The following is a 17,814-nucleotide window of genomic DNA, read 5'->3' on the forward strand; positions in this document are numbered from 1 at the left end:
TGCAGGGCCACAGCGCCGAGCGGGGCGACTAGTCTCGCTCGTGCGTACAGCCGACGACGACGTTCGCCGGTGCGCAGCCGTCTTTGAGGAGCCTTCAACTATGACGTTGAATCCATCAGCCCCCCAGCAGTTACGCCTGAGCGAGGAGGCCGTCGGGCTCCTCGCGGCGGCGTACCTGGCCACCCATCACGGACCGCACGGCGACGCGCCGTCCAACGAGGTCGCGGTGACCGTTCCGGTGGATCGGGCCATCACCGGCAAGGTGATGTCCCCGGAGCTGTTGGCCGCGCACACGCAGCTGGGTCAGCGCCGGGCGCCGGGGCAGACACTGGTGGCGGTGTACCCGGCCGATGCACCTGGGGCGAGCACGGGCGGATTCGGTCCGGCGTTGCAGGTGGTCACCGACCACAGCCCGATGCTGATGGATTCGGTCACCGTGCTGCTGCACCGGCTCGGGGTCAGCTACGTGTCGATCATGAACCCGCTGCTGCTGGTGCAACGCGGGCCGAACGGCGAGTTGCTCGACGTGGCCCCGTCCCAGGGGCCCGGGGCGCCCGCGCACGGCATCTACGAGACCTGGATCCACGTTCGGCTCGCACCGACCGCCGATCCTGCCGCGGTCAACGAGGCGGCCGCCCTGCTGCCCAGCGTGCTGGCCGATGCGCGCCAGATCGCCACCGATTCCGCTGCACTCAACGCCACCCTCGTCGGGCTGGCCAATGCGCTGGACGCTGACCACGCAGGCCACTTCGCCGGTCCCGACCGCCGCGATGTCGCGTCGCTGCTGCGCTGGCTGGCCGACGGACATTTCGTGCTGCTGGGCTATCAGCGGTGCGGGGTGCGGGGTGGCGCGGCCACCGTCGACCCGGCCAGCCGGCTGGGCGTGCTGCGGACGCGCAACGACGTCTTCCCCGAGCTGACCGCTCCCGGTGACCTTGTGCTGTTGGCCCAGGCGACGATGCCCAGCTTCCTGCGTTACGGCGCCTACCCCTACATGGTGGTGGTCCGGGAGAATCCGGGTGGCCCGCAGGCCGTCGAGCACCGCTTCGTCGGGTTGTTCACGGTGGCCGCGATGAATGCCAACGTGCTCGAGATCCCGCTGATCGCGCGCCGCGTCGACGAGGTGCTGGCCAGGAGCCAGGGCGATCCCAGCCATCCCAGCCAGCTGATGCTCGACATCATCCAGACCATCCCGCGCTCCGAGCTTTTCGCGCTGACCGGCGCGCAATTGCTGGACACCGCACGGGCTGTCGTCGACCTCGGTTCACTGCGCCGGGCGCTGCTGTTCCTGCGCGCCGACCAACTCGGGCATTTCGTGTCGGCCCTCGTTTATCTGCCACGCGACCGCTACACCACCGCCGTGCGGCTGGCCATCCAGGACATCCTGGTGCGCGAAACCGGTGGCGTCAGCATCGACTACGCCGCCCGGGTCAGTGAATCACCCTGGGCTGTCGTGCATTTCACCATCAAGATGCCCGAGGGTGTGCGCCGCGCCGACATCGACACCAGCACGGCGAACGAGAGCCGGATCCAGCAGCTGCTCACCGAGGCGGCCCGAACCTGGGCCGACCGGTTGATCGGATCGGTCAAGTCCGGTGCGATCAGCCAGCCGCTGGCCGAGCACTACTCGTCGGCGTTCCCCGAGGTCTACAAGCAGGCGTTCACGCCGCGTGAGGCCATCGGCGACATCGCCATCATCGAACAGCTGCAGAACAATTCGGTGAAGCTGGTGTTCGCGGAGGGCACCGCGGACGACCGGGTCGCGAAGCTGACGTGGTACCTGGGCGGGCGTTCGGCCTCGCTGTCCGAACTGCTGCCGATGCTGCAGTGCATGGGCGTGGTGGTGCTGGAGGAGCGGCCGTTCACGGTGACCCGCGCCGACGGTCTCCCGGTATGGATCTACCAGTTCAAAGTGTCCCCGCACCAGTCGATCCCGGCCGACGAGGATCCCGAAACCACCGCGACACTGTTCGCCGACGCGGTCACCGCCATCTGGCACGGCCGCGCCGAGATCGACCGCTTCAACGAACTGGTGCTGCGCGCCGGGCTGACCTGGCAGCAGGTCACCATCCTGCGCGGGTACGCGAAATACCTGCGCCAGGCCGGATTCCCGTACAGCCAGTCCCATATCGAAACGGTGCTCAACGACAACGCGGGCACGGCACGCTCGCTCGTGGAACTGTTCGAGGCTCTGTTCGACCCAGCAACCGAACCCGCGCGCGACGCCCAGGCCGCCGCGGCTGCGGTCGCCGCCGATATCGACGCCTTGGTCAGCCTGGACACCGACCGGGTGCTGCGCGCCTTCGCCAGCCTGGTGCAGGCCACCCTGCGCACCAACTACTTCGTCACCAGCCCGGACTCGGCACGCGCTCAGGATGTGGTGTCGTTCAAACTCAATCCCGGCCTGATCACCGAACTTCCGTTGCCCCGGCCCAAATTCGAGATCTTCGTCTACTCGCCGCGGGTGGAAGGCGTGCATCTGCGATTCGGCTTCGTGGCCCGTGGCGGGCTGCGGTGGTCGGATCGCCGCGAGGACTTCCGCACCGAGATCCTGGGTCTGGTCAAGGCGCAGGCGGTGAAGAACGCCGTCATCGTGCCGGTCGGCGCCAAGGGCGGGTTCGTCGTCAAGCATCCGCCGCTGCCCACCGGTGACGGTGCCGCCGACCGTGATGCCCAGCGCGCCGAGGGCGTGGCCTGCTATCGGCTGTTCATCTCGGGTCTGCTCGACCTCACCGACAACGTGGAGAAGGCGAGCGGAAACGTCGTCACCCCAACGGATGTGGTGCGCCGCGACGGTGACGACGCCTACCTGGTGGTCGCTGCGGACAAGGGCACCGCGACCTTCTCCGACATCGCCAACGACGTCGCGCAGTCCTACGGCTTCTGGCTCGGCGACGCGTTCGCCTCCGGTGGTTCGGTGGGTTATGACCACAAGGCGATGGGCATCACCGCCAAGGGCGCCTGGGAATCGGTCAAACGGCACTTCCGGGAAATGGGCGTGGACACCCAGACCGAGGACTTCACCGTGGCCGGCGTCGGCGACATGAGCGGTGACGTGTTCGGCAACGGCATGTTGCTGTCCAAGCACATTCGGCTGATCGCCGCCTTCGACCACCGGCACATCTTCCTGGACCCCGACCCGGACACGGCGGCCTCCTGGGTGGAGCGGGACCGGATGTTCGCGCTGCCCCGCTCCAGTTGGGACGACTACGACCGCTCGCTCATCAGCGAGGGCGGCGGCGTGTACAGCCGGGAGCAGAAGTCCATCCCGATCAGCCCGCAGGTGCGCACCGCGCTCGGCCTGGCCGACGACGTGACCGAGATGACCCCGCCCGCGCTGATGAAGGCGGTGCTGCTGGCACCCGTCGACCTGTTCTGGAACGGCGGCATCGGCACTTACATCAAGGCCGAGACCGAATCCGACGCCGAGGTCGGCGACCGTGCCAACGACCCGGTGCGGGTGAACGGAAATCAGTTGCGGGTCAAGGTGGTCGGCGAGGGCGGCAACCTCGGCGTGACGCAGCGCGGCCGGATCGAGTTCGACCTGGCCGGCGGCCGGATCAACACCGACGCCCTGGACAACTCCGCCGGGGTGGACTGCTCCGACCATGAGGTCAACATCAAGATCCTGATCGACTCTCTCGTCACGGCGGGCAAGGTCAGTGCGGGGGAGCGGACCGCGCTGCTGACGTCGATGACCGACGAGGTCGGCGAGTTGGTGCTGGCCGACAACAAGGATCAGAACGACCTGATGGGCACCAGCCGGGCCAACGCGCCCAGCCTGTTGTCGGTGCATGCCCGCCAGATCAGGGAACTGACCGAGCAGCACGACCTCAACCGGGAACTGGAAGCGCTGCCGTCGGAGAAGGAGATCCACCGCCGCACCGATCTCGGATTGGGTTTGACCTCACCGGAATTGGCGACGCTGATGGCGCACGTCAAGCTGGCGCTCAAGGACCAGCTGCTGGCCAGCGACGTACCCGATCAGGAGGTGTTCGCCGCCCGGCTGCCGTCGTATTTCCCCGCCGAGCTGCGCGACCGGTTCGGCGGCGACATCCGCAGCCATCAGCTGCGCCGCGAGATCGTCACCACCATGCTGATCAACGACCTCGTCGACACCAGCGGCATCACCTACGCCTACCGGATCAGCGAGGACGTCGGCGTCAGTTCGGTGGACGCGGTGCGCAGCTACGTCGCCACCGACGCCATCTTCAAGGTCGGCGAGGTCTGGCACGCCATCCGCGCGGCCGGGGTGGCGGGAGTGCCTGTCGCGGTGACCGACCGGATGACCCTGGATCTGCGCCGCCTCATCGACCGGGCCGGACGCTGGCTGCTCAACTACCGTCCGCAGCCGCTGGCCGTGGGCGCGGAGATCAACCGGTTCGCCGAGAAGGTGGCCGCCCTGACCCCGCGGATGTCGGAGTGGCTGCGCGGCGACGACAAGGCGATCGTGGAGAAGGACGCCGGCGAGTTCATCGCCCAAGGCGTACCGCGGGAGTTGGCATACATGGTGGCCACCGGCCTGTACCAGTACAGCCTGCTCGATGTCATCGACATCAGCGACATCCTGGAACGCGACGCCGCCGAGGTGGCAGACACCTACTTCGCGCTGATGGACCACCTGGGTGCCGACGGTCTGCTGACCGCCATCTCTCAGCTGGCGCGTGACGATCGCTGGCATTCGCTGGCGCGCTTGGCTATTCGCGACGACATCTACGGGTCGCTGCGGGCCCTGTGTTTCGACGTGATGGCCGTCGGCGAACCCGACGAGAACGGTGAGCAGAAGATCGAGGAATGGGAGATCACCAATACCTCCCGGGTGGCCCGCGCGCGCCGCACCCTCGACGAGATCTACGCAGAGGGCGAGCGGGACCTGGCCACCCTCTCGGTGGCGGCCCGCCAGATCCGCAGCATGACACGAACGAGTGGAACGGGAACAAGTGGCTAACGGGTTCGTCACACCGGTGCCGGTGCGATGGTCGGATATCGACATGTACCAGCACGTCAATCACGCGACCATGGTGACCATCCTGGAGGAGGCCCGCGTCCCGTTCCTGCACGAACCGTTCGTCGGTGACATCGAGACCACCGGATTATTGATTGCCGAGGTCAACGTCAAATACAAAGGTCAACTGCGGCTGGTGGATTCGCCGCTGCAGGTGACCATCTGGGTCAGCAGGCTGCGGGCGGTGGACTTCAACCTCGGCTACGAGGTGCGCTCGGTGCACGCCGATCCGGACTCCAAGCCGGCCGTCATCGGCGAAACCCAGTTGGCCGCGTTCAACATCGAAGAGCAGAAGTTGGTGCGCCTGGCGCCGCACCATCGGGAGTACCTCCAGCGGTACCAGCGATGACCGAGCGCGGTATCTGGCTCGACGGCGCGGACGGCCGCGCCGACCTGCGTACCTTCGCCGAGCGGACGTTGCGTCTCGACGATGCCGCCGTCATCCGTCTGCGGGAGCGGGCGGACGGTAACATCGTCGCTTGGGTGACAACGGGTTTCGACGTACTCGCCAGCCGGGTGGTCGGCGGCCGGGTCCGGCCCGCGGACCTGTGCGTGGGCGCCGACAGTCTGGTGGGGGCATTGCCCGCGATGGCGGAAACCGGATTCGTCGAACCCGGTTTCGCGATGGATTCGGCCTGGCGCGGTGCGCTGCCGCCGGATACCGGGTTCGTCCACCTCGACGACGTCCCAGCCAGGGCAGTGCTGGATCTGGCCGATCGCGGTGCCGCGCTGGCCAAGGAACACAGCAGCGCGCACGGCCCACCGGCATCGCTGCTCGACCAGGAGGTCCTCGCGGTGACCTCCGGCAGCACGACGGTCGGCATCCCGATGCGGTGTGTATTCGCTTTGACGGCAATGGGTTTCCTGCCGCAGAGTGGCAGCGAGGTCAGCGCCGAGGAGATCGTGCGGGTGCGGGTGCATCCGGCGTGGCTACGCGTCGACGCGCGGTTCGGCACCGTGTACCGGCGCATCGGGGATCCCGCGCTGGTGTTGCGCTAGACCACCCAGGCAGCCGAATCCGGCGGCAGAAGCCCGTCCTCCAGAGGCGCACTGGTCAGCAGAACCTCACCGGGCGGCAGCGCCACCGCCCCATCGGCCGTGTTCAACACGCACACCAACCCACCGGTACGCCGGAAGATCCCGTCGGACAACCATGTCAGGTCACCGTCGAATTCGGCACGCGCCGAACGTAACTCGATGGCACGCCGGAAGAAGTGCAGCGTGGAAGACGGATCGGCCTCCTGGTGGGCCACCGTCAACCTCGCCCAATCGGCAGGCATCGGCAGCCAGGTATCGGGATCGGCGGAGAAGCCGTACGGCGGCGCCGCGCCGGACCACGGCAGCGGCACCCGGCAGCCGTCCCGGCCGCGTTCGGTACGGCCCGAGCGTTCCCACACCGGGTCCTGCAGCACCTCGTCGGGCAACTCCACCTGCGGCAGCCCGAGTTCCTCGCCGTTGTAGACGAACGCAACCCCGGGTAGCGCCAGCATCACCAGCGCCATCGCCCGGGCGCGGGCCAGGCCCCGTGCGCCTCCGCCGTAGCGGGTGACTTCACGCTCCACGTCGTGGTTGGACAGCGTCCACGTCGGCACCGCGTCCGCGAGCTCGGCTGCGGCCAGCGAGTTGTCGATCGCCACCCGCACCTGCGCTGCGTCGAAATCGGCTTGTACCAAACGGAAATTGAAGCCCAGGTGCAGTTCGTCGGGCCGCAGATACTTGGCGAACCGCTCGTTGCCGTGCACCCACACCTCGCCGACGGCCACCGATTCGGGGTAGTCGTCGAGGACGCGGCGGATGAAGCGGTGGATGTCGTGCACGCTCTCGTTGTCGAAGCGCGGATCGCCTTCCTTGTTGCGCAGCAGTTCGTTGTCGGCCAGCGACATGTCCGGCAGCCCAGCCGGTTTCGCCATTCCGTGCGCGACATCGATGCGAAACCCGTCGACCCCACGGTCCAGCCAGAACCGCAGTGTCTTCTCCACGTCGTCGAACACCTCGGGGTGTTCCCAGTTCAGGTCGGGCTGGGCGCTGTCGAACAGATGCAGGTACCACTGCCCGTCGGGCACCCGGGTCCAGGCCGGCCCGCCGAACACCGACACCCAGTTGTTCGGCGGTGCATCACCGGCAGACCCGAGCCCGTCACGGAAGATGAACCGGTCCCGGCGGGCGGGATCGGCCAGCGCCTCCAGGAACCACGGATGCGCCGAGCTGACGTGGTTGGGCACCAGATCCATCGTCACCCGGATACCGCGCGCATGCGCCGCGGCAATCAGCTGGTCCAGCGCGGTCAGATCGCCGAACAACGGGTCGATATCGCGCGGGTCGGCGACGTCATAGCCGTGGTCTGCCATAGGCGACACCATGACCGGATTGAGCCACAGGGCGTTCACCCCGAGCGCGGACAGATACTCGAGCTGATCGGTGATGCCGTCCAGATCGCCGACCCCGTCGCCGTTGCTGTCCCGGAAGGAGCGCGGGTAGAGCTGATAGAACACGGCGTCGGCCCACCAGTGACGGGAGATGGGATCCGCCATCAGAACGCCGAATTCACCATCGACTCGGCGGCCATGTTCAGGTAGTTCAGCAGCAGCTGCCGGTGGGCGTCGTCCAGGGTCTGGGAATCGATGGACGCCACCGCGGTGTGCATGCAGCGCAGCCACGCATCGCGCTCCAGAAAACCGATCCGGAACGGCGCATGGCGCATCCGCAACCGCGGATGGCCACGCTGGTCGGAGTAGGTGCGCGGGCCGCCCCAGTACTGCTCCAGGAACATCCGCAGCCGCTCCTCGGCCCCCGGCAGATCGTCCTCGGGGTAGAGCGGCAGCAGGATCTCGTCGTCGCGCACGAGTTCGTAGAACCGCGACACGATCGCGGCGAACGTGTCGTGGCCGCCGACTTCGTCATAGAACGAGCGCTCCGGTTGGGTCACGGCTCCCATTGTCCAGCACGGCCGGGGATCGGCAGCGGCGCGCCCTACGGCTAGCCGGGCTAAACAAGCCGTCATCCGTTGTTCATCGGACTGACCAGCGAACACCCGCCAAATTACCGTGCGGGCGTCGCCGATCCATGGTGGACTGTGCACCGGAGGACGAATGTCGCAGCGCAAGAAAAGCCCTGCTCGACGACAGGGTTACCGGTGCCCCACGGCCGCGGTCGCTCCTGTCGCTGCCCATTCACCGCAGTTCGCTGAGGTCCCGCCCGCCATCCATCCCGCCACGGTGTGGGGCCGGCGCCGGGTGCTGCTGCTGAACTCCACCTACGAACCGCTGACCGCCCTGCCCATGCGCCGCGCCGTGATCATGCTGATGTGCGGCAAGGCCGACGTCGTCCATGACGATCCGTCCGGGCCGGTCATCCACTCCGCAACGCGCACCATCGTGGTGCCCTCGGTGATCCGGCTGCGCACCTTCGTGCGGGTGCCGTACCGGGCCCGCATCCCGATGACCCGGGCCGCGCTGATGCACCGGGACCGCTTCCGTTGCGCGTACTGCGGGCAGAAGGCCGACACCGTCGATCACGTGCTGCCGCGCAGCCGTGGAGGCGAGCATTCCTGGGAGAACTGCGTGGCGGCCTGCTCGTCGTGCAATCACCGCAAGGCCGATCATTTGCTGAGCGAGCTGGGCTGGGCGCTGCGTTCGGCGCCGATGCCGCCCAAGGGGCAGCACTGGCGACTGCTGTCCTCTGTCAAGGAACTCGACCCGGCATGGGTCAGATATCTGGGTGAGGGCGCGGCGTGAAACACGCTGCGCTACGGTTTGCGTCGTGAGCATTGCACTGACCCATTCCCTGCTCGGTGGGGTCCCGCTGGTGGTGTTCCTGCTGCTGGCCGTCTGGACCCTGGGCCGCAAGGGCCCGCATCCGGCGACGTACAACCTGTCCGAGAAGTGGACGCACGACCCCATCCTGTGGGCGTCGGACGAGCCCGCCGACCACGGCCACGGTGGCCACGGAACGCATGTGAACGTGGGAGGTTCCGCAAGTGGCAAGTGGTAGTGAGGTAGCGACCACCTCCAAGGAAGCAGTAGATCTGCCCTACGGTTCTGCGCTGACCTACAGCGGCCGGATCTCGGCCGTCACCGAGCCGGGCGAACTGTCGGTGCACTACCCGTTCCCCACCAAGGATCTCGTCGTCCTCGACGACGCGCTGAAGTACGGATCGCGGGCGGCCAAGGCGCGCTTCGCGGTGTACATCGGTCCGCTCGGCGAGGACACCGCTGCCTCTGCGCGCGAGATCCTGGGCAAGGTGCCCACCCCGGACAACGCCTTCCTGATCGCGGTGTCCCCGGATCAGAAGGCCATCGAGGTGGTCTACGGCGCCGATCTGAAGGGGCGTGGCGCCGAGACCGCGGCGCCGCTCGGCGTCTCGGCCGCTCTCGGATCCCTGCGGCAGGGCAACCTGATCGACGCCCTGGTGAGCGCCGTGCGCGTGGCGTCTGCCGCGGTATCCCCGGCCTGACAGCTTCTTCAGATCGTCCCGGTACCGGCCTCTACGGCTTCGGTGCCGGGACGCTCTGTATTCGGGGTGGTGGCATTCCGGATGGCGACGTAGCGCTCCAGGAAGGTGCGCTCGTCCAGCCGCTTACGCCGCATCCAGCTGGTCACCTCGTCATTGCACTTGCTGGCGTTGCACGCCGCGCAGGCCGGAACCACATTCTCGACGGTGTAGCGGCCACCCCGGGAGATGGCCATGACACAGTCCCGCTGCAACGGCTTGCCGGTGACGCCGCAGTAGGCGCAGCCCTCCCAGGCGATCTTCAGCGCGGCCCATTGCTCTTCGGTGAGGTCATTGACCACCGCTTTGACGCGGCGGGTGCGCCTGCGCGCCGCGCGGGCTCTCCGACTGTTGGTGGCCGCCATGGCCAGAGCGTAAACACCGCCGGCGAGCGTGCGCGTGTGCACAGTTTGTACGGCGTGTCGGCGGACAGACGCGCACGCTCGCGGCATCAGGCAATGTCGAAAGTGCGGGCTTTCAGGGCTCGCTCGACGCCGGCCCGGCCTTCCAGAACCAACCGGCGCAACGCGGGCGGCAGGTCCGGGTCGGCCAGGAATGCCTCGGCGGCCTCCACGCCGCCCTGGCTGACATCCCAGGACGGGTACAGGCCGATCACCACTGTCTGGGCGACCTCGCTGGAACGCCGCTCCCAGACGCCGTTGATGGCGGCGAAGTAGAGGTCGCGGAACGGGGTCAGCAACGCCGTCTGGCCGGGCGCGACGATACCGCCGACGATGGCCCGGGTGGTGATGTTGGGCAGGGTGTCGTCCTCGATGACCTGTTGCCAGGCAGCCTCTTTGACCTCTTTCTGCGGGCGCGCGGCGGCAGCGGCGGCCGCGTTGCGCCTGCCGGCCGCGGTCGGGTCATTGGCCGCCTCGGTATCGATGAACGGCGACGCGATCCCGTCGGCGTCGATCGCCCCGGCCGCCGCCAGCGCGGTCACGATGCGCCACCGCAGGTCGGTGTCGATGACCAGGCCGTCCAGGTTCACCGCTGCCGGCTCGTTGTCCAGCAGGGTCGACAGCACCGCGACGTGATTGGGCGACAGCACCGACGTGCACAGCGCGTTGACGAACGCCAGCTGGTGGTCCGAACCCGGCGCGGATTCGCGGGCCAGGTCCAGCAGCGCATCGCCGAAGGCCGGCCAACCGTTCTCCTTGGCCCACACCGGGTCGGCGTAGGCGTTCAGCGCGGTCTGGGCTTGCAGCAGGATCCGCTGTGCCACACCCACTTCGGATTCCGCGTGGATGCCGCTGATGACGAGTGCGACGAAATCGCGGGCCTTCAACTCGGCCTCGCGGGTCATCTCCCAGGCTGCCGACCAGGCCAGCGTGCGGGGGAGCGGGTCGGCGAAATCGGCGATCCGGCTCAGGGCCGTCTGCAGCGATTCCGGATCGAGGCGCACGGCGCAGTAGGTCAGGTCCTCGTCGTTGACCAGGATGAACTTGCCGCGCGGGACGCCAACCAACTCGGGCACCTCGGTGGCGTCGCCCTCGACGTCGAGTTCGATCCGGTTGACCCGCACCAGCTTGCCGGTGGTGGCGTCGTCGTCGTAGATGCCGACGGCCAGCCGGTGCACCCGGGTCTCGCCCGCGCCCGGCGCGGCGCCGGACTGGGTGATGGCGAACCGGGTGAACTTCCCGTCACCGTCGACGTCGAAATCGGGGCGCAGCGTGTTCAGGCCGGTGGTCTTGAGCCACTGCCTGCCCCACTGCGACAGGTCGCGTCCCGACGACTTCTCCAGGGCGCCAAGCAGATCCCCGAACGTGGCGTTGCCGAAGGCATGATCGCGGAAGTAGTCGCGCAGCCCGGCGAGGAACGCCTCCAGGCCGACATAGGCCACCAGCTGCTTGAGCACGCTGGCGCCCTTGGCGTAGGTGATGCCGTCGAAGTTCACCTCGACGGCGGCCAGGTCCGGGATGTCGGCGGCGACAGGGTGGGTGGACGGCAGCTGGTCCTGGCGGTAGGCCCAGGACTTCTCCACATTGGCGAAGGTGGTCCACGCCTGCGTGTACTCGGTGGCCTCGGCCTGGCACAGCACCGAGGCGAAGGTCGCGAAGGATTCGTTGAGCCACAGGTCGTCCCACCACTGCATGGTGACCAGGTCGCCGAACCACATGTGTGCCATCTCGTGCAGCACCGTCTCGGCGCGCCGCTCGTAGCTGTACCGCGTCACCTTGGACCGGAAGACGTAGTCCTCCAGGAAGGTCACCGCGCCGGCGTTCTCCATGGCGCCCGCGTTGAACTCCGGCACGAACAACTGGTCGTACTTGCCGAAGGCATACGGGAGGCCGAAGTTGCGGTGGTAGAAGTCGAAACCCTGCTTGGTCTCGGTGAACAGCCGCTCGGCGTCCATGAATTCGGCCAGCGAGGAGCGGCAGAAGATGCCCAGCGGGATCTCGCCGTGCTCGTCGGTGTACACGTCGTCCCACCGGGCGTACGGCCCGGCGATGAGCGCGACCAGGTAGGTGCTCATCTTCGGCGTGGTGGCGAAGGTGTGCAGACCATCCTTGGCGGAAACCGTTGCGCCGTTGGAGATCACCTGCCAATGTGCTGGTGCCTTCACCGTGATGTCGAAGGTGGCCTTGAGGTCGGGCTGGTCGAAACCGGCGAACATCCGCTTGGCGTCGGCTGTCTCGAACTGCGAGTACAGGTACACCTCGTCGTCGACCGGGTCGACGAACCGGTGCAGACCCTCACCGGTGTTGGAGTACAGGCAGTCGGCGTCGACGACGAGTTCGTTGTGCTCGGCCAGTCCCGTCAGCGCGATACCGGCCGATTCGTCGTAACCGGACACGTCGAGCGCGACACCGTTGAGGGTGGCGCTGCGCACCGTGTCGGCGGCGATGTCGATGAAAGTGTCGGTACCGGCGAGCGCGTCGAACGTCACGGCGGTCACCGACCGGAAGGTCTTGCCGTCGCCGCCCGTGAGGTCGATGTCGATCCGGTAGTTGTCAACGGTCACCAGCGCGGCGCGCTCGGCGGCCTGGTCGCGTGTCAGATTGGGGAGTGCCACGCGTCCAACCTAGCCGGATCCGCCGGGGCCGGGGGATTGGAATCGGCACGGGCGGGAACATCGACTACACACCCGAAGTTGTGTTGGGTGGACGTGCTGTGCACACATCGAGAGGACACATCGCAATGGCGCAAAAAGATGTCGCTGACTTCTGGTTCGACCCGCTGTGCCCGTGGGCGTGGATCACGTCCCGTTGGATCCTGGAGGTCGAGAAGGTCCGGGATATCGACGTCAACTTCCACGTGATGAGCCTGGCCGTGCTCAACGAGGGGCGCGACCTGCCCGAGAACTATGTCGAACTGATGCAGAAGGCATGGGGGCCGGTACGCGTCGCCATCGCCGCCGAGCAGGCCAAGGGTCCGGAGATCCTGGCTCCGCTCTACACCGCCTTGGGCACCCGGATCCACAACGAGGGCAACAAGGACTTCGCCGTGGTGATCCGCGAGTCGCTGGAAGAATTGGGCCTGCCCGCGGAACTGGCCGAGGCCGCCACCTCCGACAAGTTCGACGAGGCGCTGCGCACCAGCCACCACGAAGGCATGGACCCCGTCGGACCCGACGTCGGCACGCCCACCATCCACGTCAACAAGACCGCGTTCTTCGGCCCGGTCCTCTCGCGCATACCGCGCGGTGAAGAGGCAGGCAAGTTGTGGGATGCCTCGGTGATCTTCGCCGGCTACCCGCACTTCTGGGAGCTCAAGCGGACCCGGACGGAATCCCCCGAGTTCGACTAGGGCTGACGTGCGGAATCGGTCGCGATTCCGGATGTTCACCGAGGTTTCGGCCGCAGGGGCTGGCAGGTAACTCACCGATCCGAACTGCACGCCGCGGGGCGGGATGAGAGGGTACCTCTCATGACAGCGGCCGAACCCTCCACCGACGGGTCCTACAGAGACAAGATCGCAGCCGTCGAACCGGGCGGGAACGAGTTCATTGCCGAGGCCGACCGGCACGGCAAGCCCAGCCAGCTCTTCTGGACATGGACCTCGCCCAACCTGGAGTTCGCCACCATTTTCGTCGGCGTCCTGGCCGTCGCCTATTACGGCATGACGTTCTGGCAGGCCGTCGGCGGCATTGTGCTGGGCACCGCGTTGGGCGCCATCGCGCACTACTTCCTGTCCGCGCGCGGACCCTTGCACGGTGTGCCGCAGATGGTGCTCGGCCGGTTGCCGTTCGGATTCAAGGGCAACGTGGTGCCCGCGGTGCTGATGTCGATCACCGCCGGGGTCGGGTGGTTCGCCACCAACAGCGTCAGCGGGGCGTTCGCCCTCTCGACGCTGTTCCACATCGGGCCGCTGCTGGCGCTGGTCATCATCGTGGTGCTGCAGACCGCGCTGGCCTTCTTCGGGCACAACCTGGTGCAGGCGTTCGAGAAGTGGGCGTTCCCGGTGCTCGCGGTCATCTTCGCGATCACTTCGGTGGCCATCCTGGCCAAGTCGCAGCCCGGCGCACCGGCCCTCGAAGGTGGCATGGGCGGGCTGGGCGGCTTCCTGCTGACCGTCGGCACGGCCTTCGGCTACGCCGCGGGCTGGACCCCGTACGCCGCCGACTACACCCGCTACCTGCCGACCGGCATCAACACCAAGCTGACCGGGTTCTTCGCGGCGGCAGGGCTTTTCGTGTCGTGCGTGCTGCTGGAGGTAGTGGGCGCGGCATCCGTCACCATCGGGCCCGCGCTGTCGGAGAACCCCACCGAGGCGTTCACTTCGGAGCTGAGTTCCTGGCTGGCCAAGCTGACGCTGCTGGCCATCGCCATCGGTGCGGTCGCCGCGAACGCGATCAACGTCTATTCCGGCGCAATGGCTTTCGTCACCATCGGCATCAAACTGCCCCACCACGTGGCGCGCGCGCTGGTCACGGTGTTCTTCGGAGTGGCGGGCTTCCTGATCGCCTGGTGGGCGCTGGCCGACGCCGCGGCCAGCTACGAGGCGTTCCTGCTGATCATCGCGTACTGGATCGGGCCGTGGCTGGGGGTGGTGTTCGCCGATCAGTACCTGCGCCGCGGACAGCCGGTGGCCGGCTTCCTCTACGACCGCTCCTACGCCAACTGGACCGGGCTGCTGGCCTTCCTGCTCGGCCTGATCGTGTCGGTGGTGCTGTTCTCCAACCAGGCCAAGTTCGTCGGTGTCATCGCCGAGGCCGTCCCGCAGCTCGGTGACATCACCTTCTTCGTCGGCTTTCTGATCGCCGGCGCAAGCTATCTGGTGTTGTGCCGCAGCAAGATCACCGCGGAGCGTGCCCTGGTATGACGCCGGAACGGATGCTCGACATCGCCGTCGAGGAAGCCCGACGAGGATTGGCCGAAGGCGGGATACCGATCGGCGCCGCCCTGTTCAGCGCCGACGGTGAGCTGCTCGGTGCGGGGCACAACCGCCGCGTGCAGAACGACGATCCGTCGGTGCACGCCGAGACCGACGCGTTCCGCGCGGCGGGCCGCCAGCGCGGGTACCGGTCCACGGTGATGGTCACCACGCTGTCGCCGTGCTGGTACTGCAGCGGATTGGTGCGGCAGTTCAACATCGGTGCCGTGGTGATCGGCGAGGCGCGTACCTTCCATGGTGGCCATGACTGGCTGGCCGAGCACGGGGTGGCGGTGACGCTGCTGGACGACGAGCGCTGCGTGACGATGATGGAAGACTTCATCGCCGCGAAGCCGGAATTGTGGGCGGAGGATATCGGCGAATGAGCGCCATTGCGACAGTGGATATTTCCCGGTGGTATGCGGGCGGCGCCGGGGCGGACGCGTTGGCCGCCGAGGTCGACGAGGGTCTGCAGCGGGCCGGGTTCATCGTCGTCACCGGGCACCGGGTGGACACCGGTCTGGCGGCGCGGGTGCGCGCGGCCAGTCGAGAGTTCTTCGCGCTGCCCGACGAGGTCAAGGCGCGTTACTCGGTGCCGGTGGGCGGCCACGGCTGGATCGGCCCCGGCGCGGAGGCCAACGGTTACGCCGAGGGCACCGAGACCCCACCGGATCTCAAGGAGAGTTACAGCCTGGGCGCCGAAACCGCCACCGGGGATCCGGAGGTGGACCGCGTCTGGTTCGCGCCCAACGTGTGGCCGGCCGAGGTGCCCGCCCTGCAGGCGCTGGTCGCCGAGTACACCGAGCAGATGCGCAAGGTGTCCGACGACCTGTTGGCCCTGTTCGCCCACGCGCTCGGGCTATCGGTGAATCCTTTTGTCGCCCTGGCTGATCAGCCCACCTGGACGATGAACATCAACCACTATCCGCCGGTGAGCGTGGTGGGTGAGCCCGAGCCCGGCCAGTTCCGCATCGGCCCGCACACCGACTTCGGCACCGTCACCGTGCTCGACCGCGAACCCGGGGCCGGCGGACTGCAGGTGTATTCCGAGGCGGCGGGCTGGGAGGACGCACCATGGGAACCGGGTGCGCTGACGGTGAATATCGGTGACCTGCTGGAGTATTGGAGCGGCCGGCGCTGGCCGTCGGGACGCCACCGCGTGCTGCCACCGCAGCCGCACGCCCCCGAAGAGGATCTCGTGTCGCTGATCTACTTCTACGAGGCCAACCACGACGCACTGGTGACGCCACTGGAGCCGCCGGTCGGCAAGGTGTCCGGGCTGGACCCGGTGACGTCATCGGCCTTCATCAAGGAACGCCTCGACGCCATCACCATCGGGTAGCGCCGAGGGCACCGCGTCAAGCGCCGACAGCTGCTCGGCGCTCAACGTGACGTCGCCGGCGGCCAGGTTCTGTTCCAGGTGCGGGACCGAAGTGGTGCCGGCGATCAGCAGGGTGTTGGGCGCGTGCGTCAGCAGCCAGGCCAGGCCGACCTGCGCGCCGGTGGCGCCCGTCTCCGTCGCGATCTGTTGCACCACAGCGTTTTCCGTGACCTTGGGAAGGCTGGGGAACGACGAACCCAGGGGAAAGAACGGCACCCAGGCGATGCCGTGGGCCGCGCACAGCTCGAGTTCGTCCTCGTGCGTGCGGTCGAGCAGGTTGTAGGCGTTCTGCACGCAGACGATCCCGGCGGGCAGCGCGCGGCGCAGGGTGGCGACGTCGATGTTGCTGATGCCGATGGCGCCGATCTTGCCCTCGTCGCGCAGTGTGATCATCTCCGCCAGCTGATCGTCGAGGTCGACGATCTGTTCGCCCTCGGCGACCAGCCCGGGCCCCAGATCGGCGCGCCGCAGGTTCACCACCGGGATCTGCTCCACGCCCAGGCCGGCCAGGTCGAGTTCGACGGCGGCGCGCAGATCGGCCGGATGCTGGGCCAGTGCCAGCGGGATCGGGCCGCCGGCGACCGACCGGGCGCCGACCTTGCTCACGAGCACCAGGTCGTCGCGGTAGGGGGCCAGGGCGTCGCGGATGCGCCGGTTCACCACCCCGTCGTCGTAGAACGAGGCGGTGTCGATGTGGTTGACCCCGAGTTCGACGGCCCGGCGCAGCACCGCCGTCGCGTCGTCGTGGGGGAGTTCGTGGCCTAGACCCATGGCGCCGTAGCCGACGCGCGCGACGATGTGTCCGGCCAGCGTGCCGGTGCCACCGGGATGCGAAGTGCTCATGGCCAACTCCTGAAATGTCATACTCGACAGCGATGCGGAGGAACCTCCGTTTTCTACCGTAGCAAAACGGAGGAGCCTCCGCTATGGCCGAACGTGCCGACGCGCGACGCAACCGGGAGCGCCTGCTCGCTTCCGCGGCGACCGCGTTCGCGGCCGCCGACGGGCCGGTGTCGCTGGAGGGCATCGCCCGCGACGCCGGCGTCGGCATCGGCACGTTGTACCGGCACTTCCCGAACCGTGAGGCCCTCGTGGAGGCGGTCTACCGCACCGAACTCGAGGAAGTGGCGGCGTCGGCGGCCGACTTGGCGGGGCGCCACCCTCCGGCGGTGGCGCTGCGCCGCTGGATGGACCGCTACGCGGAGTTCGTCGCGGCCAAACGGGGGATGGCCGAGTCGCTGCACGCGATGTTCACCGCGGGTGTCGTGCAGCCCAGTCAGACCAGGGACAGCGTGGTGGGGGCGGTGACGATCCTGCTGGAAGCCGGTGCCGCAGACGGCAGCCTGCGCGCCGACGTCACGCCCGATGACGTCGTATCGAGCCTGCTCGGGATCTTCCTGGCGAGCCAGTCCGGCGAGCAGGCCGCGCGGCTGCTCGACCTCCTCGTCGCGGGTCTGGTGGCGACGCGCTGACACGTTGATATGACTTGAGTTAGTCCTTCACAAACGCCTCCGGGGGTGTCAGGAAGGGATTGTCAAAGATTCCTTTCGAGGACCTGAGCGTTGGCGCGCTCAGGTTCGCCTGACACACCCCGGAGGTGTTGTTGTGTCTGTGCAGAATGCT

General features: G+C 67.8%; 16 protein-coding genes. 11 read left to right on the forward strand and 5 right to left on the reverse strand.

All coding sequences use genetic code 11. The features are described 5' to 3' along the window. The first annotated feature begins 100 nt into the window (after positions 1 to 100). Genes AC1DY7_RS28730 through AC1DY7_RS28740 form a run of 3 tightly spaced genes read left to right on the forward strand, consistent with a single transcriptional unit; the run spans position 101 to position 6,004 of the window. On the forward strand, positions 101 to 4,948 hold the full coding sequence (locus AC1DY7_RS28730) for an NAD-glutamate dehydrogenase (protein WP_477497161.1): 4,848 nt from the start codon (positions 101 to 103) through the stop codon (positions 4,946 to 4,948). Next, entirely contained in the window at positions 4,941 to 5,354 is a 414-nt protein-coding gene (locus tag AC1DY7_RS28735) for an acyl-CoA thioesterase (protein ID WP_477497162.1), read from the forward strand. The genes AC1DY7_RS28730 and AC1DY7_RS28735 overlap by 8 nt, the downstream gene beginning before the upstream one ends. Further along, positions 5,351 to 6,004, forward strand: coding sequence for a DUF8010 domain-containing protein (locus AC1DY7_RS28740; protein WP_477497163.1), 654 nt, complete (start codon positions 5,351 to 5,353; stop codon positions 6,002 to 6,004). Before AC1DY7_RS28735 ends, AC1DY7_RS28740 begins: the two co-directional genes overlap by 4 nt. Here AC1DY7_RS28740 and AC1DY7_RS28745 read toward each other — a convergent pair. Together AC1DY7_RS28745 and AC1DY7_RS28750 are read right to left on the reverse strand one after the other, a co-directional pair. Continuing rightward, positions 6,001 to 7,536: a glycoside hydrolase family 13 protein gene (locus AC1DY7_RS28745; protein WP_477497164.1), complete on the reverse strand. Its 1,536-nt coding sequence runs from the start codon at positions 7,534 to 7,536 to the stop codon at positions 6,001 to 6,003. The two genes, AC1DY7_RS28740 and AC1DY7_RS28745, sit on opposite strands and share 4 nt — an antisense overlap. Next, on the reverse strand, positions 7,536 to 7,940 hold the full coding sequence (locus AC1DY7_RS28750; RefSeq protein ID WP_477497165.1) for a globin: 405 nt from the start codon (positions 7,938 to 7,940) through the stop codon (positions 7,536 to 7,538). The genes AC1DY7_RS28745 and AC1DY7_RS28750 overlap by 1 nt, the downstream gene beginning before the upstream one ends. Before the next feature lie 154 nt (positions 7,941 to 8,094). Between AC1DY7_RS28750 and AC1DY7_RS28755 the strand changes: the two genes are divergently transcribed. From AC1DY7_RS28755 to AC1DY7_RS28765, 3 genes are read left to right on the forward strand one after another with little or no spacing between them, the layout of a single operon-like run. Next, a complete protein-coding gene (locus tag AC1DY7_RS28755; RefSeq protein ID WP_477497166.1) occupies positions 8,095 to 8,739 on the forward strand; it encodes an HNH endonuclease in 645 nt (214 codons plus the stop codon). 25 nt (positions 8,740 to 8,764) lie between these two features. Beyond that, positions 8,765 to 8,995: an aa3-type cytochrome oxidase subunit CtaJ gene (ctaJ, locus tag AC1DY7_RS28760; protein ID WP_477497167.1), complete on the forward strand. Its 231-nt coding sequence runs from the start codon at positions 8,765 to 8,767 to the stop codon at positions 8,993 to 8,995. Beyond that, complete coding sequence (locus tag AC1DY7_RS28765) at positions 8,982 to 9,458, forward strand: DUF5130 domain-containing protein (protein ID WP_477497168.1); 477 nt, start codon at positions 8,982 to 8,984, stop codon at positions 9,456 to 9,458. Before ctaJ ends, AC1DY7_RS28765 begins: the two co-directional genes overlap by 14 nt. 8 nt (positions 9,459 to 9,466) lie before the next feature. On the opposite strand, the gene AC1DY7_RS28770 is transcribed toward AC1DY7_RS28765, so the two are convergent. Next, complete coding sequence (locus tag AC1DY7_RS28770) at positions 9,467 to 9,859, reverse strand: HNH endonuclease (RefSeq protein WP_477497169.1); 393 nt, start codon at positions 9,857 to 9,859, stop codon at positions 9,467 to 9,469. An 86-nt stretch (positions 9,860 to 9,945) separates the two neighbouring features. Further along, on the reverse strand, positions 9,946 to 12,510 hold the full coding sequence (gene pepN / locus AC1DY7_RS28775; RefSeq protein WP_477497170.1) for an aminopeptidase N: 2,565 nt from the start codon (positions 12,508 to 12,510) through the stop codon (positions 9,946 to 9,948). 125 nt (positions 12,511 to 12,635) lie between these two features. Between pepN and AC1DY7_RS28780 the strand changes: the two genes are divergently transcribed. The 4 genes from AC1DY7_RS28780 (at position 12,636) to AC1DY7_RS28795 (ending at position 16,152) form a co-directional block, all read left to right on the forward strand. Continuing rightward, positions 12,636 to 13,244 (forward strand): mycothiol-dependent nitroreductase Rv2466c family protein, encoded by a 609-nt coding sequence (locus AC1DY7_RS28780; protein ID WP_477497171.1) that lies wholly within the window; start codon positions 12,636 to 12,638, stop codon positions 13,242 to 13,244. A gap of 120 nt (positions 13,245 to 13,364) precedes the next feature. After that, entirely contained in the window at positions 13,365 to 14,759 is a 1,395-nt protein-coding gene (locus tag AC1DY7_RS28785) for a purine-cytosine permease family protein (RefSeq protein ID WP_477497172.1), read from the forward strand. Continuing rightward, complete coding sequence (locus AC1DY7_RS28790; protein ID WP_477497173.1) at positions 14,756 to 15,196, forward strand: nucleoside deaminase; 441 nt, start codon at positions 14,756 to 14,758, stop codon at positions 15,194 to 15,196. The genes AC1DY7_RS28785 and AC1DY7_RS28790 overlap by 4 nt, the downstream gene beginning before the upstream one ends. After that, positions 15,193 to 16,152 carry an isopenicillin N synthase family dioxygenase gene (locus AC1DY7_RS28795; RefSeq protein ID WP_477497174.1) on the forward strand — a complete coding sequence of 320 codons (960 nt, stop codon included), beginning with the start codon at positions 15,193 to 15,195 and terminating at the stop codon, positions 16,150 to 16,152. The genes AC1DY7_RS28790 and AC1DY7_RS28795 overlap by 4 nt, the downstream gene beginning before the upstream one ends. On the opposite strand, the gene AC1DY7_RS28800 is transcribed toward AC1DY7_RS28795, so the two are convergent. Further along, positions 16,105 to 17,034: an aldo/keto reductase gene (locus AC1DY7_RS28800; protein ID WP_477497175.1), complete on the reverse strand. Its 930-nt coding sequence runs from the start codon at positions 17,032 to 17,034 to the stop codon at positions 16,105 to 16,107. The two genes, AC1DY7_RS28795 and AC1DY7_RS28800, sit on opposite strands and share 48 nt — an antisense overlap. Before the next feature lie 83 nt (positions 17,035 to 17,117). Here AC1DY7_RS28800 and AC1DY7_RS28805 point away from each other — a divergent pair, with 83 nt between their 5' ends. Next, entirely contained in the window at positions 17,118 to 17,663 is a 546-nt protein-coding gene (locus AC1DY7_RS28805; RefSeq protein ID WP_477497176.1) for a TetR/AcrR family transcriptional regulator, read from the forward strand. Positions 17,664 to 17,814 lie beyond the last annotated feature (151 nt).

The organism is Mycobacterium sp. P2_H7, from assembly GCF_056403275.1.

What these genes read in the sequence shown, in the direction of transcription:
- AC1DY7_RS28730 (WP_477497161.1), top strand. Translation starts at nt 101, where the DNA reads ATGACGTTGAATCCATCAGCCCCCCAGCAGTTACGCCTGAGCGAGGAG.
- AC1DY7_RS28740 (WP_477497163.1), top strand. Translation starts at nt 5,351, where the DNA reads ATGACCGAGCGCGGTATCTGGCTCGACGGCGCGGACGGCCGCGCCGAC.
- AC1DY7_RS28745 (WP_477497164.1), bottom strand. Translation starts at nt 7,536, where the DNA reads ATGGCGGATCCCATCTCCCGTCACTGGTGGGCCGACGCCGTGTTCTAT.
- AC1DY7_RS28750 (WP_477497165.1), bottom strand. Translation starts at nt 7,940, where the DNA reads ATGGGAGCCGTGACCCAACCGGAGCGCTCGTTCTATGACGAAGTCGGC.
- AC1DY7_RS28755 (WP_477497166.1), top strand. Translation starts at nt 8,095, where the DNA reads ATGTCGCAGCGCAAGAAAAGCCCTGCTCGACGACAGGGTTACCGGTGC.
- AC1DY7_RS28770 (WP_477497169.1), bottom strand. Translation starts at nt 9,859, where the DNA reads ATGGCGGCCACCAACAGTCGGAGAGCCCGCGCGGCGCGCAGGCGCACC.
- AC1DY7_RS28780 (WP_477497171.1), top strand. Translation starts at nt 12,636, where the DNA reads ATGGCGCAAAAAGATGTCGCTGACTTCTGGTTCGACCCGCTGTGCCCG.
- AC1DY7_RS28785 (WP_477497172.1), top strand. Translation starts at nt 13,365, where the DNA reads ATGACAGCGGCCGAACCCTCCACCGACGGGTCCTACAGAGACAAGATC.
- AC1DY7_RS28790 (WP_477497173.1), top strand. Translation starts at nt 14,756, where the DNA reads ATGACGCCGGAACGGATGCTCGACATCGCCGTCGAGGAAGCCCGACGA.
- AC1DY7_RS28795 (WP_477497174.1), top strand. Translation starts at nt 15,193, where the DNA reads ATGAGCGCCATTGCGACAGTGGATATTTCCCGGTGGTATGCGGGCGGC.
- AC1DY7_RS28800 (WP_477497175.1), bottom strand. Translation starts at nt 17,034, where the DNA reads ATGAGCACTTCGCATCCCGGTGGCACCGGCACGCTGGCCGGACACATC.
- AC1DY7_RS28805 (WP_477497176.1), top strand. Translation starts at nt 17,118, where the DNA reads ATGGCCGAACGTGCCGACGCGCGACGCAACCGGGAGCGCCTGCTCGCT.